The 16,386-nt window shown below is 63.8% G+C and carries 17 protein-coding genes and 1 tRNA gene; 5 read left to right on the top strand and 13 right to left on the bottom strand.

Annotated elements, in window-relative coordinates:
* Nucleotides 1-11: 11 nt before the first annotated feature.
* The gene (locus SE91_RS34660; RefSeq protein WP_061850818.1) at nt 12-305 is read left to right on the top strand and encodes a DUF1330 domain-containing protein; all 294 of its coding nucleotides are present in this window, start codon (nt 12-14) and stop codon (nt 303-305) included.
* Nucleotides 306-509: 204 nt separating this feature from the next.
* Entirely contained in the window at nt 510-803 is a 294-nt protein-coding gene (locus tag SE91_RS34655; protein WP_008540362.1) for a hypothetical protein, read from the top strand.
* 131 nt (nt 804-934) lie between these two features.
* Here SE91_RS34655 and SE91_RS34650 read toward each other — a convergent pair whose 3' ends face one another.
* The 3 genes from SE91_RS34650 to dinB form a co-directional block, all read right to left on the bottom strand.
* Complete coding sequence (locus tag SE91_RS34650; RefSeq protein WP_144441661.1) at nt 935-2,410, bottom strand: lipopolysaccharide biosynthesis protein; 1,476 nt, start codon at nt 2,408-2,410, stop codon at nt 935-937.
* A gap of 411 nt (nt 2,411-2,821) precedes the next feature.
* Nucleotides 2,822-4,291 (bottom strand): sensor histidine kinase, encoded by a 1,470-nt coding sequence (locus SE91_RS34645; protein WP_060737414.1) that lies wholly within the window; start codon nt 4,289-4,291, stop codon nt 2,822-2,824.
* A gap of 106 nt (nt 4,292-4,397) precedes the next feature.
* On the bottom strand, nt 4,398-5,498 hold the full coding sequence (gene dinB / locus SE91_RS34640; RefSeq protein ID WP_061850817.1) for a DNA polymerase IV: 1,101 nt from the start codon (nt 5,496-5,498) through the stop codon (nt 4,398-4,400).
* Nucleotides 5,499-5,541: 43 nt separating this feature from the next.
* Here dinB and SE91_RS34635 point away from each other — a divergent pair, with 43 nt between their 5' ends.
* Together SE91_RS34635 and SE91_RS34630 are read left to right on the top strand one after the other, a co-directional pair.
* A complete protein-coding gene (locus SE91_RS34635) occupies nt 5,542-5,985 on the top strand; it encodes a TspO/MBR family protein (protein WP_082813883.1) in 444 nt (147 codons plus the stop codon).
* A 95-nt stretch (nt 5,986-6,080) separates the two neighbouring features.
* Nucleotides 6,081-6,290 (top strand): hypothetical protein, encoded by a 210-nt coding sequence (locus SE91_RS34630; RefSeq protein ID WP_061851471.1) that lies wholly within the window; start codon nt 6,081-6,083, stop codon nt 6,288-6,290.
* 294 nt (nt 6,291-6,584) lie between these two features.
* Here SE91_RS34630 and SE91_RS34625 read toward each other — a convergent pair whose 3' ends face one another.
* Nucleotides 6,585-6,842, bottom strand: a complete 258-nt coding sequence (locus SE91_RS34625; protein WP_156489923.1) for a hypothetical protein — start codon at nt 6,840-6,842, stop codon at nt 6,585-6,587.
* A 170-nt stretch (nt 6,843-7,012) separates the two neighbouring features.
* Here SE91_RS34625 and SE91_RS34620 point away from each other — a divergent pair, with 170 nt between their 5' ends.
* Nucleotides 7,013-7,282, top strand: coding sequence for a DUF1488 family protein (locus SE91_RS34620; protein ID WP_008540374.1), 270 nt, complete (start codon nt 7,013-7,015; stop codon nt 7,280-7,282).
* A 239-nt stretch (nt 7,283-7,521) separates the two neighbouring features.
* Here SE91_RS34620 and SE91_RS37330 read toward each other — a convergent pair whose 3' ends face one another.
* The 9 genes from SE91_RS37330 to SE91_RS34585 form a co-directional block, all read right to left on the bottom strand.
* Nucleotides 7,522-7,677: a hypothetical protein gene (locus SE91_RS37330; protein WP_193409753.1), complete on the bottom strand. Its 156-nt coding sequence runs from the start codon at nt 7,675-7,677 to the stop codon at nt 7,522-7,524.
* A 586-nt stretch (nt 7,678-8,263) separates the two neighbouring features.
* Nucleotides 8,264-8,340: transfer RNA gene (locus tag SE91_RS34615), tRNA-Arg, on the bottom strand.
* A 60-nt stretch (nt 8,341-8,400) separates the two neighbouring features.
* A complete protein-coding gene (locus tag SE91_RS34610; RefSeq protein ID WP_245318633.1) occupies nt 8,401-9,123 on the bottom strand; it encodes a GGDEF domain-containing protein in 723 nt (240 codons plus the stop codon).
* A gap of 3 nt (nt 9,124-9,126) precedes the next feature.
* Nucleotides 9,127-9,456 (bottom strand): PAS domain-containing protein, encoded by a 330-nt coding sequence (locus SE91_RS37970; RefSeq protein ID WP_245318584.1) that lies wholly within the window; start codon nt 9,454-9,456, stop codon nt 9,127-9,129.
* Complete coding sequence (locus SE91_RS34605) at nt 9,456-12,566, bottom strand: bifunctional diguanylate cyclase/phosphodiesterase (protein ID WP_061850815.1); 3,111 nt, start codon at nt 12,564-12,566, stop codon at nt 9,456-9,458. The genes SE91_RS37970 and SE91_RS34605 overlap by 1 nt, the downstream gene beginning before the upstream one ends.
* Before the next feature lie 174 nt (nt 12,567-12,740).
* Nucleotides 12,741-13,826 (bottom strand): branched-chain amino acid ABC transporter permease, encoded by a 1,086-nt coding sequence (locus SE91_RS34600; protein ID WP_197489554.1) that lies wholly within the window; start codon nt 13,824-13,826, stop codon nt 12,741-12,743.
* Complete coding sequence (locus SE91_RS34595; protein WP_061850813.1) at nt 13,823-14,833, bottom strand: branched-chain amino acid ABC transporter permease; 1,011 nt, start codon at nt 14,831-14,833, stop codon at nt 13,823-13,825. The genes SE91_RS34600 and SE91_RS34595 overlap by 4 nt, the downstream gene beginning before the upstream one ends.
* On the bottom strand, nt 14,830-15,552 hold the full coding sequence (locus SE91_RS34590; protein ID WP_061850812.1) for a branched-chain amino acid ABC transporter ATP-binding protein: 723 nt from the start codon (nt 15,550-15,552) through the stop codon (nt 14,830-14,832). Before SE91_RS34590 ends, SE91_RS34595 begins: the two co-directional genes overlap by 4 nt.
* A complete protein-coding gene (locus SE91_RS34585; RefSeq protein ID WP_061850811.1) occupies nt 15,549-16,325 on the bottom strand; it encodes an ABC transporter ATP-binding protein in 777 nt (258 codons plus the stop codon). The genes SE91_RS34590 and SE91_RS34585 overlap by 4 nt, the downstream gene beginning before the upstream one ends.
* Nucleotides 16,326-16,386 lie beyond the last annotated feature (61 nt).

Here is a 16,386-nt window from a genome sequence, read left to right as displayed (position 1 = left end):
GGAAAGCAATAATGGCCAAAGCCTATTGGGTTGCCACCTACCGCGCCATCAAGAATCCCGACGCCATGGCGGCCTACGCCAAACTGTCGCGTCCGGCGATCGAAGCGGCCGGAGGCCGTGTGCTCGCGCGCGGAATGCCGGCTGCTGCCTTCGAGCTCGGCCAGATGGAACGGGTGGTTCTCATCGAGTTCGACAGCGTTGAGAGTGCCAGGGCGGCGTATGCGAGCCCGGCCTATCAAAAGGCGCATGACCTGCTCGGAGACGGCGCCGATCGCGACATCCGGATCGTCGAAGCTGCAGATTGACGCATCTCGCGGCAGATCGTGTACATCTTGTGGCAATCCCGTGCCGTGAGCGCGGCGGATGAAACCCGCGATCACGAATTGGATTTCTCAGGAACATTTGTGCGCAGCACCTGTTCGGGAGACTGAGCCAGGCGCATACCGGCGCAGGGAACGCCTGCTCTGGCTCAGTCCACTGAAACCCGACGTGACAGAACGGAGCAGCTCATGAAGCTCACATCCGAACAGGTGAAGCAGACCGTCAACCAACTCGGCGCTCAGGTGCTGCCCGACGAACATCCGGCCATGCCGCAGCTCAACAGCATGTTCGGCGAGCACACTTTCTTCGTCGACGAAATGGGCCTCAAGGTCCTCGAGCCCACACCGTCGCTCGGCACTGACCGTCAGAGCGGCGAGGTCGTCAGTCTCGCCGATTGGGGCGATTCGGACCTGACGCGCCTGATGGCGCACGAGCCCGAGCCGACTGGCGTGGTCGTCGTGTTCGAGCAAGTGAGGCATTGAGCCCCAAAAACGGGACGTTTCGAGACACGTGCGCCACGGTGACATACGGGTCAACCGTGGCGCGCGTCCATGGCATGATCTGCGACGTGGCAATCGTCCGCCGCCTTGCGAACGATGCGGCGCCGATCGCATTACCCGCCACGGATGCTCTGTGCGTAGCGCCGCATTTCTCCGCGACTGGCCGGAAACAGTGCGACGATCGTGAGCGAGACGGCATACGACAGGCCGAAGCAGGCTGCCAAATCGGGTATCCCGCCGATCGAACGCGCGAGCAGCCAGCGATGGAGCAGACACGCAGCTCCGACTGACGCCAGGGCACCGGCGAGATGAGGCCCGATCACTTTCATGAGGTCTCGATGGCGCACGGGGCCGTTTCGTCCGATCAGCCACCACAGAATGGGTGTGCGTATGCACTCGCTGATCGAATATGCGCTGGCGACGCCGACCGGTCCGAACGGCAGGCCACAGATGAAGGCTGCAATCGACGTTGAGACATTGAACAGGCCCCAGCGCATGTATTCCTTGGCGCGGCCCTGACTGAGGAACAGCCAAGTGGCGGGGCTGTTGCTGGTCTGTAGCAGGCCGGCAATGCTGAGCGCGACGAAGATCGGCGCCGCCTCTCTCCATTGGTCTCCCAGCAGAGTTTCGACGAGCGTGTCGGCGCAGGCGATCATGAAGGCGACGCCAGGCAGCACGAGGAGGAACGCCGGCAGCACGGCGCGACGAAACGACTCCCGATAGCGTTCAGGCTCCTTCAGCAGGCCCGACAATGTCGGCAGCATGATCCGCACCATTGGGTTGCTGACTTGCTGAAGGGGAAACAGCAGGAGTCGGTAAGCGCGGTTATAGGCGCCGAGCGAGGCTGTACCCCAGACTTTGCCGATCAGCACCCCATCTGTGTTGCGGGAGAGGAACTCCGCGAAATTGTAACCGGTCACGCCGAGCCCGAAGGTCAGCATGTCGCGTGCGGCTCTGATCGAGCCGGGCCTCGACGGCAACCACCCCGAACTCAGCCAGGCGCCGCCTGCGAGCACCAGACCCGATGCCAGGCTGCCGGCGAGGATGGCCCAATAGCTGTGATAGACCAGCGCGACCACGACCGAGGTCAGTAGTCCGGTCAGTGCGGCCGCGGATTCCAGGCCTGCCAGCGTCCAGAACCTCATCTGGCGCGTCAGCAACGACAGATGCTGGACGTCGGCGCCGCTGAGCAGCAAGGTGACACTCATGCCCGAGGTCAGTGGAGCGAGATTCGGCACGCTGTAGAACCTGGCGATGAGCGGCGATAGCGCCACCTGGGTGACGGCCAGGGCCGCGCCGACCGAGAGGTTCACCCAGAACAGCGCGCTCAATTCGGTCTGGGTCAATTCGTCCTTCTGTACGGTCGCGTGTCCAAGGCCGAGATCCTGGAACAGCACCGCGAAGGCGAGCACCGGCGAGGCCATCGCGTAAGTACCGAAGTCGACCGGCGTCAGCAGGCGCGAGAGCAGGATCACGGATCCGGTCTGTGTCGCAAGACGCACGACCTGCGTGACGACCGCGGCGAGCGCACCATTCCGTACCTTCCGGGACTGCTCGTCCTCGGAGAAATGCATGTTGAGTTGAGTCACGATCAGCTCCTCGAGCGGCGAACGACGAAAACTTCAGGCGCAGTTCGAAAGCGAGACGGTGAACCAATGACAGTTTATGTTTTAGCGATGTCATGCGAGGCAAGCGTCGTGCATGTGCGATCAAGCGGACGCCGCTCATGCGCGGATCGCTGCGCGTGAGTGACGTCGAACTTGTCGCGCGTGAGCAACGTCGCGAAACGCTGACGACTATCCGTCAGTACGTGTCATTTGAATGGCGCGAGCAAAATGCGTGCGCAAAAAAACTTCGCGTCGATTGCGCACGAACGAGAAGCAATGGAATGCTTCTTGCTCAAGCGGAGCGTCGAATTGAATCGAGGCGGGTTTGTCAGCTTGACGTCAGGCACTGCCTCGAAGATCGACAAAGGCAGTCGGCCTCTGACTGCCATGCAGTCATTGGGAACTGTTCACAATGGTGTCAGGTCTCGCCTGTTTGCTATTGTCCTGCAATGCTCCTTCGACGGGAATCTCGATGACGATCCGAGTACCCGGACCCGCCTTGCTCTCGAGTCGCAAGCGCCCGTTGAGCGATGAGCTGACCAGATTGAACGCGATATGCAGTCCCAGACCGGCATTGCCCTTCTCACGGCTTGTCGTGACGAATGGATCGAAGACATGCGCCTGCAGGTGATCCGGAATTCCAACGCCTTCGTCGGCGCAAACGAGACGGACCGATTTGGAATCCGTCTGGCTCACCGTGATGACGAACTTGCCACCCTTCTTGTCGGGGTAAGCGTGTCCGGCCGTGTTGAGAGCGAGATTGCTGATCACCTGCGCGAGCGCGCCGGGGTAGCTGTTGAGCGTAATTCCCGCCGGGCATTGCACCTCGATGGTCAGGCCATGATGCGACAGCAACGGGCCGAGCTTAGAGATCAACTCCGACAGCCAATCCTTCAGCTCGAAACTGCGCCGGTCCTCGTCGGCCTGGTGCACCGCGACCTGCCTGAAACTCTGCACCATCTCGGATGCGCGGTGCAGGTTCTCGAAGGTCAGGTTCAGCCCCTGCTTGAGCCTGTCGATTCCCTTAGTCAGGTCGGATCGCCGAACCGACGCTCCGCCCAAGGCGTCGGCCATTGTCTGCAGGTCCGCCTGCATGGTCGTCGAGGTCGTCAAGGCAAGGCCAAGCGGGGTGTTGACCTCATGCGCGACGCCGGCCACCAATTGTCCGAGCGAGGCGAGCTTTTCGGCCTGCACGAGCTGCTCCTGGGTCGCGCGCAACTCCCGCAGCGATTTCTCCGAGCGTTCCTTCTCACGTTGCAGCGCCTCGGCCGTCCGGAATTGCTTTCGCGCCCGGAATTCGCGCGCAGCCACGGCATAGAGCGATAACGCGTAGGCGTTGCCGACGAGCGAGTGATTGATGAAGCTCAAGCCCGCCGGCATCGTCTGCGCGAATGTCTCGGCAACCAGCAGTGCCGTCGACGAGAGCAGGCAGAAGATCGCCAGCGAGCCGATCCGCAACGGCAGCATGGTCGAGACGAACAGGATGATCATCATCATACCGGGCGCGGCAAAGGTGAAGCCCGACGGCAGGACGAGGTAAATGCTCGGCAGGATGCAGCCGGGAATGACGCAATAGACGAGGAAGATCGTCTCGGCCCAGGGCTTCATCCTGCGCCGCGACAGCAGCGCAGTCAGCGGCAGCAGGATGAAGAGGGCGGTGCCGCCGCGGATGGCGAGCGTGGTCGGAACCACCTCCGGATACAGCACCCAATCCCACAGCGTGTAGCCGGCATAGGTGGCCGCACCCAGCAGCATTGCGATCTGCGTCCAGCCGAGACTGCCTCGGACGTACTGGTCGACGAACCGGCGTTCCTCGATGCGGTCTTCGAAGCGAAGACCGAGGCGTATCAATAAAGCAAGCATTCCAGCATCAATCGCGAAAATCCGTGTTTTGGTGTCTCTACGACAGGTTTTGCGCCGCGTCGCGGACAAAGATGTCGCGTTCGCCGGGGGAGCCTGCCGGCTTCCGTCAAATGCCCAGCGTCAGCTGTGGCTCCGCCTCGTCGCCGGCCTGCAGCGCGGACAGCGAGATCCCCAGCAGCCTGACGCGCTTGGGCAGCGGCATCTCGATCTCGAGCAGGCCGCAGGCCAGCCGCTCCAGATCGTCCCGCCTCGCAACCGGTGCGGGAATAGACCTGCTGCGCGTGATGATCTCGAAATCGGCGAACTTGATCTTCAGGGTGACGGTGCGGCCGCGATTGCCGGTCGCCTCGCAATGTCGCCAGACCTTGTCGACCAGCGGCCTGAGCTCGGCGGCCAGCGCGTCGAACGCGTCGAGGTCGGTCGAGAACGTGTTCTCCGCGCCGATCGATTTGCGGATCCGGTTGGCCCGGACCGGCCGCTCGTCGACGCCGCGCGAGATCCAGTAATAGTAGGCGCCAGACTTGCCGAAATTCGCGTTCATGAACGCCAGCGTCTGGTTGCGGATGTCGAGACCGGTGAACAGGCCGAGCGCGTTCATCTTCGCCGCTGTCGCGGGGCCTATCCCATGGAACTTGCCGACAGGAAGCATCTCGACGAAAGCGGGCCCCATCTCCGGCGAGATCACGAACTGACCGTTGGGCTTGCGATGATCTGAGGCGAGCTTGGCCAGAAACTTGTTGTAGGAGATGCCGGCCGACGCGTTGAGGCCAGTTTCCGCCTTGATCTTTTCGCGGATCTTCAGCGCGATGTCCCGCGCCAGCGGAATGCCTTGCAGGTTCTCCGTCACGTCGAGATAGGCTTCATCCAGCGACAACGGCTCGATGATGTCAGTGTGCTCGGCGAAGATGTCGCGGATCTGCCTGGAGATCGCTTTGTACACTTCGAAGCGCGGCTTGACGAAGATCAGATCGGGACATTGCCGCTTCGCCGTCACCGACGGCATCGCCGAGCGCACCCCGAACTTGCGCGCCTCGTAGCTCGCAGCCGCGACGACGCCGCGCTCCGCGGAGCCTCCCACCGCGACCGGCTTGCCGCGCAGCTCCGGATGATCGCGCTGCTCCACCGACGCATAGAAGGCATCCATGTCGATATGGATGATCTTGCGCACCGGCGATGCGTTGTCGGTGACCGGGTCGGATTCGCTCATGGAAAGATGATACCGTCGTGGAAAGCGAAGCGCGAGGTGATGGATGGTTCTGTTGTTGATCTTCGTGGCAGGCGTGGTCGGCATCGGCTGGCTGATTGGTGCTACCAACCTTCCCGGCGAATGGTATGCCGGCCTCGCCAAGCCGAGCTTCGTTCCGCCCAACTGGGCGTTCCCGATCGCCTGGACGATCCTCTACGTCATGATCGCGATTGCGGGATGGCGAACCTTTCGCCGCGAGCCCAGGGGCAAGGCGATGCTGGCCTGGGCCACGCAAATGGCGCTGAACTTCGCCTGGTCGCCGGTCATGTTCACGATGCATCAGATCGGCGCCGCGCTCGTCATCCTCATTGGCCTGTTCGTCGCGATCGTGGCTTATATCGCTCTGGAGATGTCACGCGACAGGCTGGCCGCCGTCCTGTTCGTACCCTACGCAGCCTGGGTCGCGTTTGCCGGCGTGCTCAATGCGGCGATCTGGCGTTTGAACTGAGGCGTTCATCTGAGAGTTCTTCAAAGAAGAATCTCAGGTTTGTGAGTGGCAAGCATGGCCGCGCGACCTCATATGGGGTCGCGGAGGACAAGCCAATGCAATACAGCTCCGAGCTCATTCACACGATGCGTCAAGCGCTGGAGACCGTGATGGCGAGCGTGCCGGCCCATCAATCGGTGTTCGGCCTGAAGGCCGCCGTCGCCGAATGCATCCTGAACGCCGCCGCCCAGGGACAGACGTCATATGACGGGCTGGTGATGGCCGCCTCCGACCAGATCCAGGCGATCGTCGCGATGCTGACGTGAGGGGGCGGGTGTATTTTTCCGGGCGTTCTTTCGCGATTCAGGGTCTCGCTCACTGATCGCGAAATGGAGGTCGACGCCGACCTAAGCCTAGATGAGATATCGCGATAGCCCTTCGCTGTGAGGCGGCCGGTCTCCGCGAGATCCTTTAATCGCCGCGCGAATAGCGAGGAGGTCGCGATTCGCTCCTCATCTCCTAACGCGTCATCCATTCCGGATCGTCACCTTTCTATAGCGGCACATCTGCGATGAGCGGCGTTTTGGCTAGGCTTCATAACTGCCGGCCGCCCGCGCTTCCTAGGCGTCCAGCCGTCGCCATGCCGCGAACCGGCGCGCGACCCGAATGCGGAAGTCGTCGCGCATCGTCGCCTTGAGCTTGTCCACTGTATACGTGCACCAGCCCAGAGCACGCGTGATCTCTCTCATCCGCTGCGTGTGCGCTGCTCTCTCGAGGTCAGTCAGCGTGGCGGGGTGCTCGCCGAGCTTGTAATCGAGATCCCCCCCCCAGCGTAGCCGTGCGCACCGCAGAAGCGCGCCGATGTCGGGCACCTTCAACAGCCCCGCCGCGGCCAAGCATCATGCGTCATCCAAGTGCGCTCCATCTCCTGAAGCGTGGTTTGCTGCATCCGCACAGCGCGGATTTGGCAGGCGGCTTCACAGTCGAACCCTTGTGAGGAACGGCAGAACCTACCAAAATCGAGGGATTGCCTATTGGAGATTTCAAAATGCCCCTTACTACCGATCCGTCTCGCGATATCGAGTTCCGACTTTTCGAAGGCATCGCGTTTGCGATGTTCGACAGCGAACAGCGCGTCCTTTGCTTCGTCACCTGGGCTGCCTTGCTCGATCGCGCCGCAAAGGATGGGACCCGTCAAACGGACGCCAGAGGCACGTTCGAGCAGTACCGCTGGAAAATTGAACTGATCGCGAGCAGGAACTACGACCAGGGGGAAACCAGGCCTGTGGTCCGCACCGAGCAGCTCACCCCGCGCTAACGGCTCCTGCGGATTTATAGCTCGCGATCCCCGGCAGCAGAGATGTGGCCGTCGTGAAAGCCATCCTGGACGTCATTGTTCGATACGCTGTCTTTACGGCGGGTAACAGGCAAATAGCTGCCCGGCGGGTTGTTCGGTGTCTCATCGCTGATCTGCGCATGGTCACGATCGGTACAGCGCGAGGGGGCTCCGGCCCAGAGAACGACGGGCGAGAAGCCCTCCGATTCACACTGGCGCGTCTAGCTCATCGAGAGGGCCTTGGTTGGCGGTGCAAACCGATCTGAGAATGTTGCGGCTTTTGCATCCCGGGCTGCGGAAACGGCGGCGGAAATAAACGCCGAACATCCGATCGTTGCCAGCGCCAGGAGAGCCGCACCAAAAATCAGGCTACGCATCTGAGCCTCCGTAGAAGAGTCACCCCAGCATCGGATCGTATTGTTTCAGTTTCGCTTCGCGGGCCGCCTTAAGTGGTTTCATGCACGCGGCCGTGAATCGAACGCTGCCGGGCTCGAAATTGGTGTCCCGGCAGCGTTTCATTCTCGAACTGAGCGCTGAAATCCCGGTTAGCCCAGCTTTAGCAGAGCTCATGCCATAGGTGCCTGACGAGACGCAAAGCGGCCTCAAGTAGGTTCCGGGGCTGGCTCGGATGCTGAGGCCGTTCGGCGCGGCCCCAAAGAGCCTGCATTGCATATTTCTGCCGATCATTGCCGGATACGCAAGGAATACTTGGAACAACCGTACATTATTGCTGCCGGTTCGCGGGCAGCATCAAATGATAGACCCAGACCTGCCGAGAGACGGCGCCGGCTCGTAACTCCGCGGATCTGTTGGCCTTATGCTTCGAGAACTCGAGAGCCAACAAACGTCCCCCCACTGCTGAAGCAAGCGGTGGACGAAGCCACGCAAGCCTTCACCGATCTTGTGAGTGCTTACCTGGAGTTTTTCGAGATGAACGAGGAGCTGAGTAACTAGCTGATTGACTGGCGCACCCGACACGATTCGAACGTGTGACCTTTGCCTTCGGAGGGCAACGCTCTATCCAGCTGAGCTACGGGTGCAGTGAGGTTTGATGTAGCCGATTGGCGAGGGGCGGGCAACCGCTTCTCGCGGTATCGAGCTCAAGCCGTCTTGCGGCGGACAGGGCCCGGAACCTGTGCCGCCTCCCGGCCGAGAGCGGCGAATTCGGCGAGAACCCGGTCGGCGCAGATGACGCGGTTGCGGCCGAGCCGTTTGGCGACATAGAGCGCCTCGTCGGCCGCCCCTAGTAGCCGGTCGGGGCCGCCATCGGCGCCGGTGGGAATTTGGCTGGCGACGCCGACGCTGAGGGTGACGTGCTCGCCGGCGCCCGCGGCGCCGTGGGCGATCGCTAAGGCCATCACGGCACAGCGGGTCTCCTCGGCAACGGCGCAGGCGGTGTCGCAGTCCATGTCCGGCAGGATCAACGCGAACTCCTCGCCGCCGTAACGGCTGGCGAGATCGAGCGGACGCACGGCGTGCCGGCTCACGGCAGCGGCGACCGCGCGCAGGCATTCGTCGCCGCTCTGATGGCCGTGACGGTCGTTGAACAGCTTGAAATGGTCGACGTCGACGAACAGCAGCGCCAGCGGCTTCTGCGTGCGCTGGGCGCGGCCCCATTCGCGCATCAGCATCTGGTCGAAAGCACGGCGGTTCGACAGGCCGGTCAGCCCGTCCTTGGTCGCGAGCTCCTTCAGCGCCATCTCGGCGCGCTTCTGGTCGGTGAGATCGCGCAGCGTCTCCACCACGGCGATCAGATTGCCGGCCTCGTCGTGGATCGGGCCGGCGTCGATGGCGAGATAGAGCTGGCTGCCGAGCTTCGGCATCACTCACCAGTTCTCCGCGGAAAAGCCGAGGCCGTTATGGCCGCGCGCGGCATATTCCGAATAGAACTCCGGCAGTTGCTCGGGACGATCGAGCGCGACGAGGTCGGCGAGGCAAGGGCGCCGGGTCTCGTAGAAGGCCTGCCAGTGCTTGCTGGTGCCGATCACCTCCGAGGCGGCGACGCCGGTCAGGCGTTCGCAGGCCCTGTTCCAGATCACGACGCGGCGCTTCGGGTCGATCACGAAGGTCGGCACCACCAAATGCTGCATCAGCCGCACCGCGTAGGAATCCGCGACGTCGATGGTCTTGATAGAGGTCGTGCGCGATTTCGCCATCACGCCACCGCCGCCACCGGCGCGGCGTCACCCGGGCCGAACAGTTTTCGCACCTCGGCGGCCGGCTTGGGTGCGCTGAACAGATAGCCCTGCATCTCGGTGCAGCCGAGGCTACGCAGCATCTCGCACTGGGCCTCGGTCTCGACGCCCTCGGCGACGGTGGTCATGCTGCTGGCGGCGGCGATGTTCACCACCGCTTGCACGATGACAGGCGAGCCGCTCGTTTCCGCGATGTCGGCGACGAAGCAGCGGTCGATCTTGATCTTGTCGAACGGGAAGCGCTTGAGATAGCTGAGCGAGGAATAGCCGGTGCCGAAATCGTCGAGCGCGATGCGCACGCCGATGGCGCGCAGCTGGTGCAGGATCGAGAGCGCGGCCTCGTCGTCGCGGATCAGCACGGCCTCGGTGATCTCGAGCTCGAGCCGGCGCGGGTCGAGCCCTGAGGCCGCGAGCGCGCCGGCGATCCGCAGGGCCAGCGTGTCGCATTTGAGCTGCACCGGCGAGACGTTGACCGCGACGCGGATATGCGCGGGCCAGGCCGCGGCCTCGTTGCAGGCCGTGCGCAGCACCCAGTCGCCGAGCTCATTGATAAGACCGGTGTCCTCGGCGACCGGAATGAATTCCGCCGGCGAGACCATGCCGCGTTCGGGATGGCGCCAGCGCAGCAGCGCCTCGCAGCCCGAGACCTCGCCGGAGCGCAAATCCACCAGCGGCTGATAGTGAATCTCGAAGCCGCCATTGACCAGAGCCTGGCGCAGATCCTGCTCCATGGTCAGGCGCGCCTTGGCGCTCGCATCCATCGCCGGCTCGAAGAAGCGGTGAGTGCGGCGTCCTCCGGCCTTGGCGCCGTACATCGCGAGGTCGGCATTCTTGATGAGCTGGTCGAGATCGGCGCCGTCCTGCGGCGCCAGTGCGATCCCGATGCTTGCGTCGGTGGAGAGCTGGTGCCCGAGGCAATGATAGGGCTGCCGGATCGCCTCAAAGATCCGCGTCACGAACGACACCACGTCGGCGGAGGAGGATATCCCGGTCTGGATCACCGCGAACTCGTCGCCGCCGAGCCGCGCGATCAGGTCGCCCGGCGTCAGACAGCCGCGCAGACGGGCCGCGATCGCCTTGAGCAGCTCGTCGCCGACGTGATGGCCGAGCGAATCGTTGATGCCCTTGAATTCGTCGACGTCGATGTAGAGCAGCGCGAACTGGCAGCCGTCGGCGACATGCGCCAGCTCGCGCTCGATCTGCTCGCGGAACAGCGTGCGGTTCGGCAGGTCGGTCAGCGCATCGTAATGCGCCATGTGCGCGATCTTCTCGTCGGCCCGCCGCTGCTCGGTGACGTCCTCGACGACGTTGATGATGTAGCGCGGCTCGCCGGACTTGTCGCGGATGCCGATCCTGCGCGAGGTGATGTAGCGCCGTCCGATACTCGGCGTGTTCCAGATATGCTCGTCCAGGAAGAGGCCGTCCGGCGATTGCAGCAGCCTGTCGTCGTCCCGGGTGACGATGCCGGCGTCGTCCGCCGGGTAGAGATCGAACGCGGTCTTGCCGACGATGGTCCCGGTGGAGTCGTCGAGCTGTTCCTCGGCCACGCGGTTGGCGAGGAGGTACCGGCGCGTCCGGGCGTCCTTCACGGTGATCCGTGAGGGGATGTGGTCGATGATCTCGCGCAGGAAGGTGTGGTTGCGGTCGCGCTCCTGCTCCAGGCTGCGGCGTTCGGTGATGTCTTCGATGGTGGCGACCCATCCGCCCTGCGCGAGCGGCGTATTGATGACCTGGAAGGCGCGGCCGTTGGCCAGCTGATGAATTCTCGTGGAGACGGTGCCTTCGGCGACGACTCTCATCACGTCGGCGCAAAATTCCTCGACATTGCCGTCGAACGCACCGCGCTCCTTGCGATGGTGCATCGCCTCGCGGATGTGGCAGCCGGGCTTGATGACGTCGTGGGACAGGCCGAACATGTCGGCATAGCGGCGGTTGCAGGTGACGATGTGGCCGCTGGCGTCGTACAGGATCAGCCCCTGCGACATGTTGTTGAGGGCGGTGTCGAGCCGCTGCCGCTCCGCCTCGATCCGCTCCTGGGCCTCGCGGTTCTGCCGGTTGATCTGGCGGATGATCAGATAGAGGATCAGCGCGATCACCGCGGCCGAGAAGCCCGCCGTCGCCACCATGAAGCCGGTCTGCTGCCGCCAGTCGGCCAACGCGGCACTGGTGATGTTGGTGGCGACGATGACCAGCGGGAAATGCGTCAGCGACGCCGCCGAGCCGAGCCGCTCCTCGCCGTCGACCGGGCTCCTGACGCGCAGCGTGTGCTGACCGCCCTTGGCCAGCACTCTCCGCATCAGCGGCGCATCCTTGAAGCTCCGTCCGATCATCTCTTCGACGTGCGGATAGCGCGCCAGCATCTTGCCCTCGCGATCGAACAGCGAGATCGCCGTGCCTTCCGCGAGCGCGACCGATGCAAAATATTGGTGGTAGCTGTCCGGATCGATCCGCCGGACCATCGCGCCGAGGAAGGTGCCGTCGGGACCGTTCAGGCGCCGCGCGACCACCGTGGTCCATTTGCCGATGATGAAGCTGCGGACCGATTCCATGATGACCGGCTCGGACGTCAGATTGGTTTTGAACGACTGGAAATAGGCGCGCGAGGAGACGTTGATCTTGGGCAGCGGCTGGGCGCGCGACCAGTTGATCAGCTCGCCCTCGGCATCGTAGATCGCGATGTCGCCGAGATAGGACACCGAGCTGATCTTGCTGCGCAGCATCTGGTTCGTCGCCGGCGTGGACATGCGCTCGCGGAACATCGCGGGCGAGGCGATGTCGGGCAGGTTCATCTGCCCGATCACATCGGCGGCGACGACATCGGAATCCTGGAATTGCTGATCGAAGTGCCGCGCGATCAGCTGCACGGTGTTTTCGAGCTCGCGCTCGCGGTTGACCAGGGTCCGCTCGCGAAACTCGCCGACGGCCATGGCCGTCACGGCGAAGATGCCCGCGACCAGCAGCACGCCGCACAAGGTCAGCCACAGGACCGGGCCACGCCGCATCGCCGCCCTCCAGCCGTTGTTCACGGCTAAGGACATTCCGGCTGCGATCCCTGCAAAGACCTGGCGCATTCCCCCTCCCTGGAGGAACAGGAATACACCGCACAAATGGCGCAAAGCTTAGGAAAGCCAGTTACCTAAGCATTAATCCGGTTGTGCAATCGCGCTCGCACGCAGCCAGGCGCGAGTCGCGTCACGGTTGTGTCATGTGCATCACAAACGCTGCGCTGCATCATGAATCGTTACTTAATGCGAGGCGCCCGCGCTCTTGTCGCCGCCGACCTTGCGCAGCCGTCCGACCACGCCGGTGGGGAAGAAATAGACGCTGGCGATGAACAGCAGCCCGAGCCACAGCAGCCAGCGGTCGGGGTGCAACAGCCCCGGCAGCAGCGGCAGCCCGGCTTCCGACGCCGCCGTGGAGGCGACCTTCATCAGCGACTGCAGATAGTTCTGGGCGAGGATGAAGATGGTGGCGCCGATGATCGCGCCGTAGATGGTGCCCATGCCGCCGATCACCACCATCAGCAGAATGTCCAGCATGATCGAGAAGCTGAGCGAGGTATCGGGCCCGGAATAGCGCAGCCACAGCGCGTTCAGGATGCCGGCACTGGCAGCGACCAGCGCGGCAATGCAGTTGGCGTAGGTCAGGTGGAACACGGTGCGGAAGCCGAGCGCCTCGGCGCGGAAACGGTTCTCGCGGATCGCCTGCAGCACGCGCCCGAACGGCGAGTTCACCACCCGCAGCAGAGCCAGGATCATCAGCGCCGAGATGGCGAGCACCAGGTAGAAGGTCAGGATGCGGCCGTTGATCTCGAAGCCGAACAGGTTCTTCGAGATGAGCACCGTGCCGGGACGTAGCAGTTCGGGCAGCTGAAAGCTGCGCCCGTCCTCGCCGCCGGTCAGCCACGAGAGCTGCGAGGCCAGCACCTGGAAGGCCGAAGCGACCGCGAGCGTGATCATGGCAAAGAAGATCGCGGCGACCCGCAGCGAGAACAGCCCGATCGCGAGCGCCAGCAGCGCCGCAAGCGGCAGGCCGATGACGATGCCGGTGGCGACCGCGGCCCAGTTCGGGCCCATCCCGTACAGCGCGATCGCGATCGCGTAGCTGCCGATGCCGTAGAACATGGTGTGGGCGAACGACACCGAGCCGGTGTAGCCGAGCAAGAGATCGTAGGACGCGACCAGCGCGGCGAAGACGCAGATCTTGGCCGCGACGTTCAGCGCCTTGGCGCCCGGGAACAGGAACGGCGTTGCCGCCAGCGCCAGGATGATGAGGACGAGAACGAGCGTTAGGACGCGGCTGCGCGGCGGGTCGCCTGAGAGGAGCATCATCGGCTGGTCACCGCATAGAGGCCGCGCGGCCGCCACATCAGAATGGCGACCATCAGCAGGATGTTGGAGACGAGGGCGAGCTTCGGCACCAGGAAGCCGCCGTAATTGGCCACCATCGCCACTAGGATCGCGCCGATGAAGCAGCCGCCGATCGACCCTAGGCCGCCGATGATGACGACGATGAAGATCAGCACGGTGAGCTCGTCGCTCATGGAGGCGTGCACCTGCTCGCGATAGAGCGCCCACATCACGCCGCCGAGGCCGGCCAGCGCCGATCCCGTCATGAACACGCCGAGGAATAGGCGGCGGATGCGATAGCCGAGCGCCTCCACCATCTCGCGATTCTCGACCCCGGCGCGGATCAGGAGGCCGATCTTGCTTCGATTGAGCACGAGCTGAATCGCGATGAAGATGCCGAGGCCGATCAGCATCGCCAGCACGCGGTACTTGGCAATGGCGACGTCGCCGAGGATGAAGGAGCCGCGCAGCGAGGTCGGCAGCGGCATCGGGATGATCTGCGGTCCCCAGAGCGCATAAAGCGTCTGCTCGGCGACGATCAGGCCGCCCGTCGTCATCAGGATCTGCTTCAGGTGCTGGCCATAGACGGGCAGGATCAGCACGCGCTCGACGACGAGGCCGAGCGCGCCCGAGAACGCCATCGCCAGCAGCGCCGCCGGCGCCAGCACCGCGAGGTTCATCCAGAGCGAATCGGCCTGAATGGAAGCCGCAAACGGTGCCAGCACCAGGGTCGCGATGTAGGCGCCGACGGCGATGAAGGCGCCATGGCCGAAATTGAGCACGTCCATCAGGCCGAACACGAGCGTGAGGCCGGAGGCCATGATGAAGATCATCATGCCCATGGCGAGGCTCGCCAAGGTCAGCGTTAGCCAGGACGAGGTCGAGCCGATCAGCGGAAGCATGAGGAGGGCGAGCGCCACAGGCAGCAGGATCGGCGCGAGGTCGCGCTTCGGCTTCGGCAGCGGATCGTTCGCGGCAAGATCAGTCACTGATGCGTCTCCAGGCTCAGGCCGAGCAGTCGCTCTTGCAGCGGCACGTCGGCGGCGAGCGCCGACATCTCGCCGCCATGGACGATGGTGCCGTTGTCCATGATCAGCACGCTGTCGCCGAGCTCGCGGGCGGCGAAGAAGTTCTGCTCGACCATGAGGATCGTCGCGCCCTTGCGCTTGATCTCCTTCAGGCATTCGATCAGCGCCATCACGATCGCGGGCGCGAGGCCCTTGGTCGGCTCGTCGATCAGGAGCAGCTTGCGCGGCTCGATGATGGCGCGTGCGATCGACAGCATCTGTTTCTGTCCGCCGGAGAGGCTTCCCGCACGCGACAGCCAAAACCGGCGCAGCGCGGGGAAGAAGCCGAAGATCCAGTCGAGCTGGGTGTCGTCGAGCGGCCCGTCGCGCGCCGCGAGCACTAGGTTCTCCTTCACCGTGAGATCGGAGAACACCGCCATGCTCTCGGGCACATAGCCGACGCCGAGCCGGGCGATATCGGGCGTGGCGCGGCTCTCGATGCGCATCCCGGCGAGGCTGATCTCACCGCTGGAGGCCTGCCACAGACCCATGATCGTGCGCAGCGTCGTGGTCTTGCCGGCGCCGTTGCGGCCGAGCAGCATCGTGACCTGGCCCTGAGCGACCGTGAGGTCGATGCCCTGGAGGATATGATAGCGGCCGATATGGGTGTGCACGCCGGAGAGTTTGAGAAGATCGGTCATGCTGCACTCTCTGCAGCGTTCTTGGGTGCGACGCCGAGGTACGCCTCCTGCACGATCGGCGAGGCGATCACTTCGGCAGGCGCCCCGTCCGCAACCAGCTGCCCGTTATGCAGCACGATGATGCGGTCGGCGAGCGAGCGCACCACGTCCATCTTGTGCTCGACCAGCAGGATGATCTTGCTCCTGTCCTGCTTGAGCTGCGCGATCAGATTCAAGACGACAGGCACCTCGTCGATGCTCATGCCCGCGGTCGGCTCGTCGAACATGAACACTTTCGGCTCCAGTGCGATCATCAGCGCCACTTCGAGCTTGCGCTGGTCGCCATGTGACAGCACGGTCGCGGCGACGCCGCGGCGGCTGCCCAGCGCGACCCGGTCGAGGATGGCGTCGGCCCGCGCGATCAGGTCGCGGCGGACCATCCAGGGGCGCAGCATATCGTAATGCGTGCCGCTCGCCGCCTGCACCGCGAGGCGGACATTCTCTTCCACGGTCAGGTTCGGGAACAGGTTGGTGAGCTGGAACGCGCGCCCGAGCCCCGCACGAGTCCGCATCGGCGCGGAATGCTGGGTAATATCGGTGCCGTCGAACAGGATGCTGCCGCTCGATGCACGAAGCTGGCCCGAGATCAAATTGAAGTAGGTGGTCTTGCCGGCGCCGTTCGGCCCGACGATGGCCGTGAGCTCGCCCGGCCGGAACGTGCAGGTGACGTTGTTGACCGCGACATGCCCGCCGAAGCGGATGGTGAGATCGCGGGTTTCGAGGGTGAGGGGCATGTGGTGTCAAAATGAATGGTGACATGAAGGTGCGTCCACGATCACGCTGCGCTCCCTCCCC

The organism is Bradyrhizobium sp. DOA1 (genome assembly GCF_001593325.1).
Taxonomy (GTDB): Bacteria; Pseudomonadota; Alphaproteobacteria; order Rhizobiales; family Xanthobacteraceae; genus Bradyrhizobium.
The sequence above is the reverse complement of the archived record's forward strand: the minus strand, read 5'-3'. Positions and strand labels throughout refer to the sequence as shown.

Bases quoted from the DNA above. Each gene is read 5' to 3' on its own strand.
- SE91_RS34600 (WP_197489554.1), bottom strand. From the start codon at position 13,826: ATGATGCTCCTCTCAGGCGACCCGCCGCGCAGCCGCGTCCTAACGCTC.
- SE91_RS34635 (WP_082813883.1), top strand. From the start codon at position 5,542: ATGGTTCTGTTGTTGATCTTCGTGGCAGGCGTGGTCGGCATCGGCTGG.
- SE91_RS37330 (WP_193409753.1), bottom strand. From the start codon at position 7,677: ATGCGTAGCCTGATTTTTGGTGCGGCTCTCCTGGCGCTGGCAACGATC.
- SE91_RS34660 (WP_061850818.1), top strand. From the start codon at position 12: ATGGCCAAAGCCTATTGGGTTGCCACCTACCGCGCCATCAAGAATCCC.
- SE91_RS34620 (WP_008540374.1), top strand. From the start codon at position 7,013: ATGCCCCTTACTACCGATCCGTCTCGCGATATCGAGTTCCGACTTTTC.
- SE91_RS34645 (WP_060737414.1), bottom strand. From the start codon at position 4,291: ATGCTTGCTTTATTGATACGCCTCGGTCTTCGCTTCGAAGACCGCATC.
- SE91_RS34610 (WP_245318633.1), bottom strand. From the start codon at position 9,123: ATGCCGAAGCTCGGCAGCCAGCTCTATCTCGCCATCGACGCCGGCCCG.
- SE91_RS34605 (WP_061850815.1), bottom strand. From the start codon at position 12,566: ATGCGCCAGGTCTTTGCAGGGATCGCAGCCGGAATGTCCTTAGCCGTG.
- dinB (WP_061850817.1), bottom strand. From the start codon at position 5,498: ATGAGCGAATCCGACCCGGTCACCGACAACGCATCGCCGGTGCGCAAG.
- SE91_RS34630 (WP_061851471.1), top strand. From the start codon at position 6,081: ATGCAATACAGCTCCGAGCTCATTCACACGATGCGTCAAGCGCTGGAG.
- SE91_RS34655 (WP_008540362.1), top strand. From the start codon at position 510: ATGAAGCTCACATCCGAACAGGTGAAGCAGACCGTCAACCAACTCGGC.
- SE91_RS34590 (WP_061850812.1), bottom strand. From the start codon at position 15,552: ATGACCGATCTTCTCAAACTCTCCGGCGTGCACACCCATATCGGCCGC.
- SE91_RS34585 (WP_061850811.1), bottom strand. From the start codon at position 16,325: ATGCCCCTCACCCTCGAAACCCGCGATCTCACCATCCGCTTCGGCGGG.
- SE91_RS37970 (WP_245318584.1), bottom strand. From the start codon at position 9,456: ATGGCGAAATCGCGCACGACCTCTATCAAGACCATCGACGTCGCGGAT.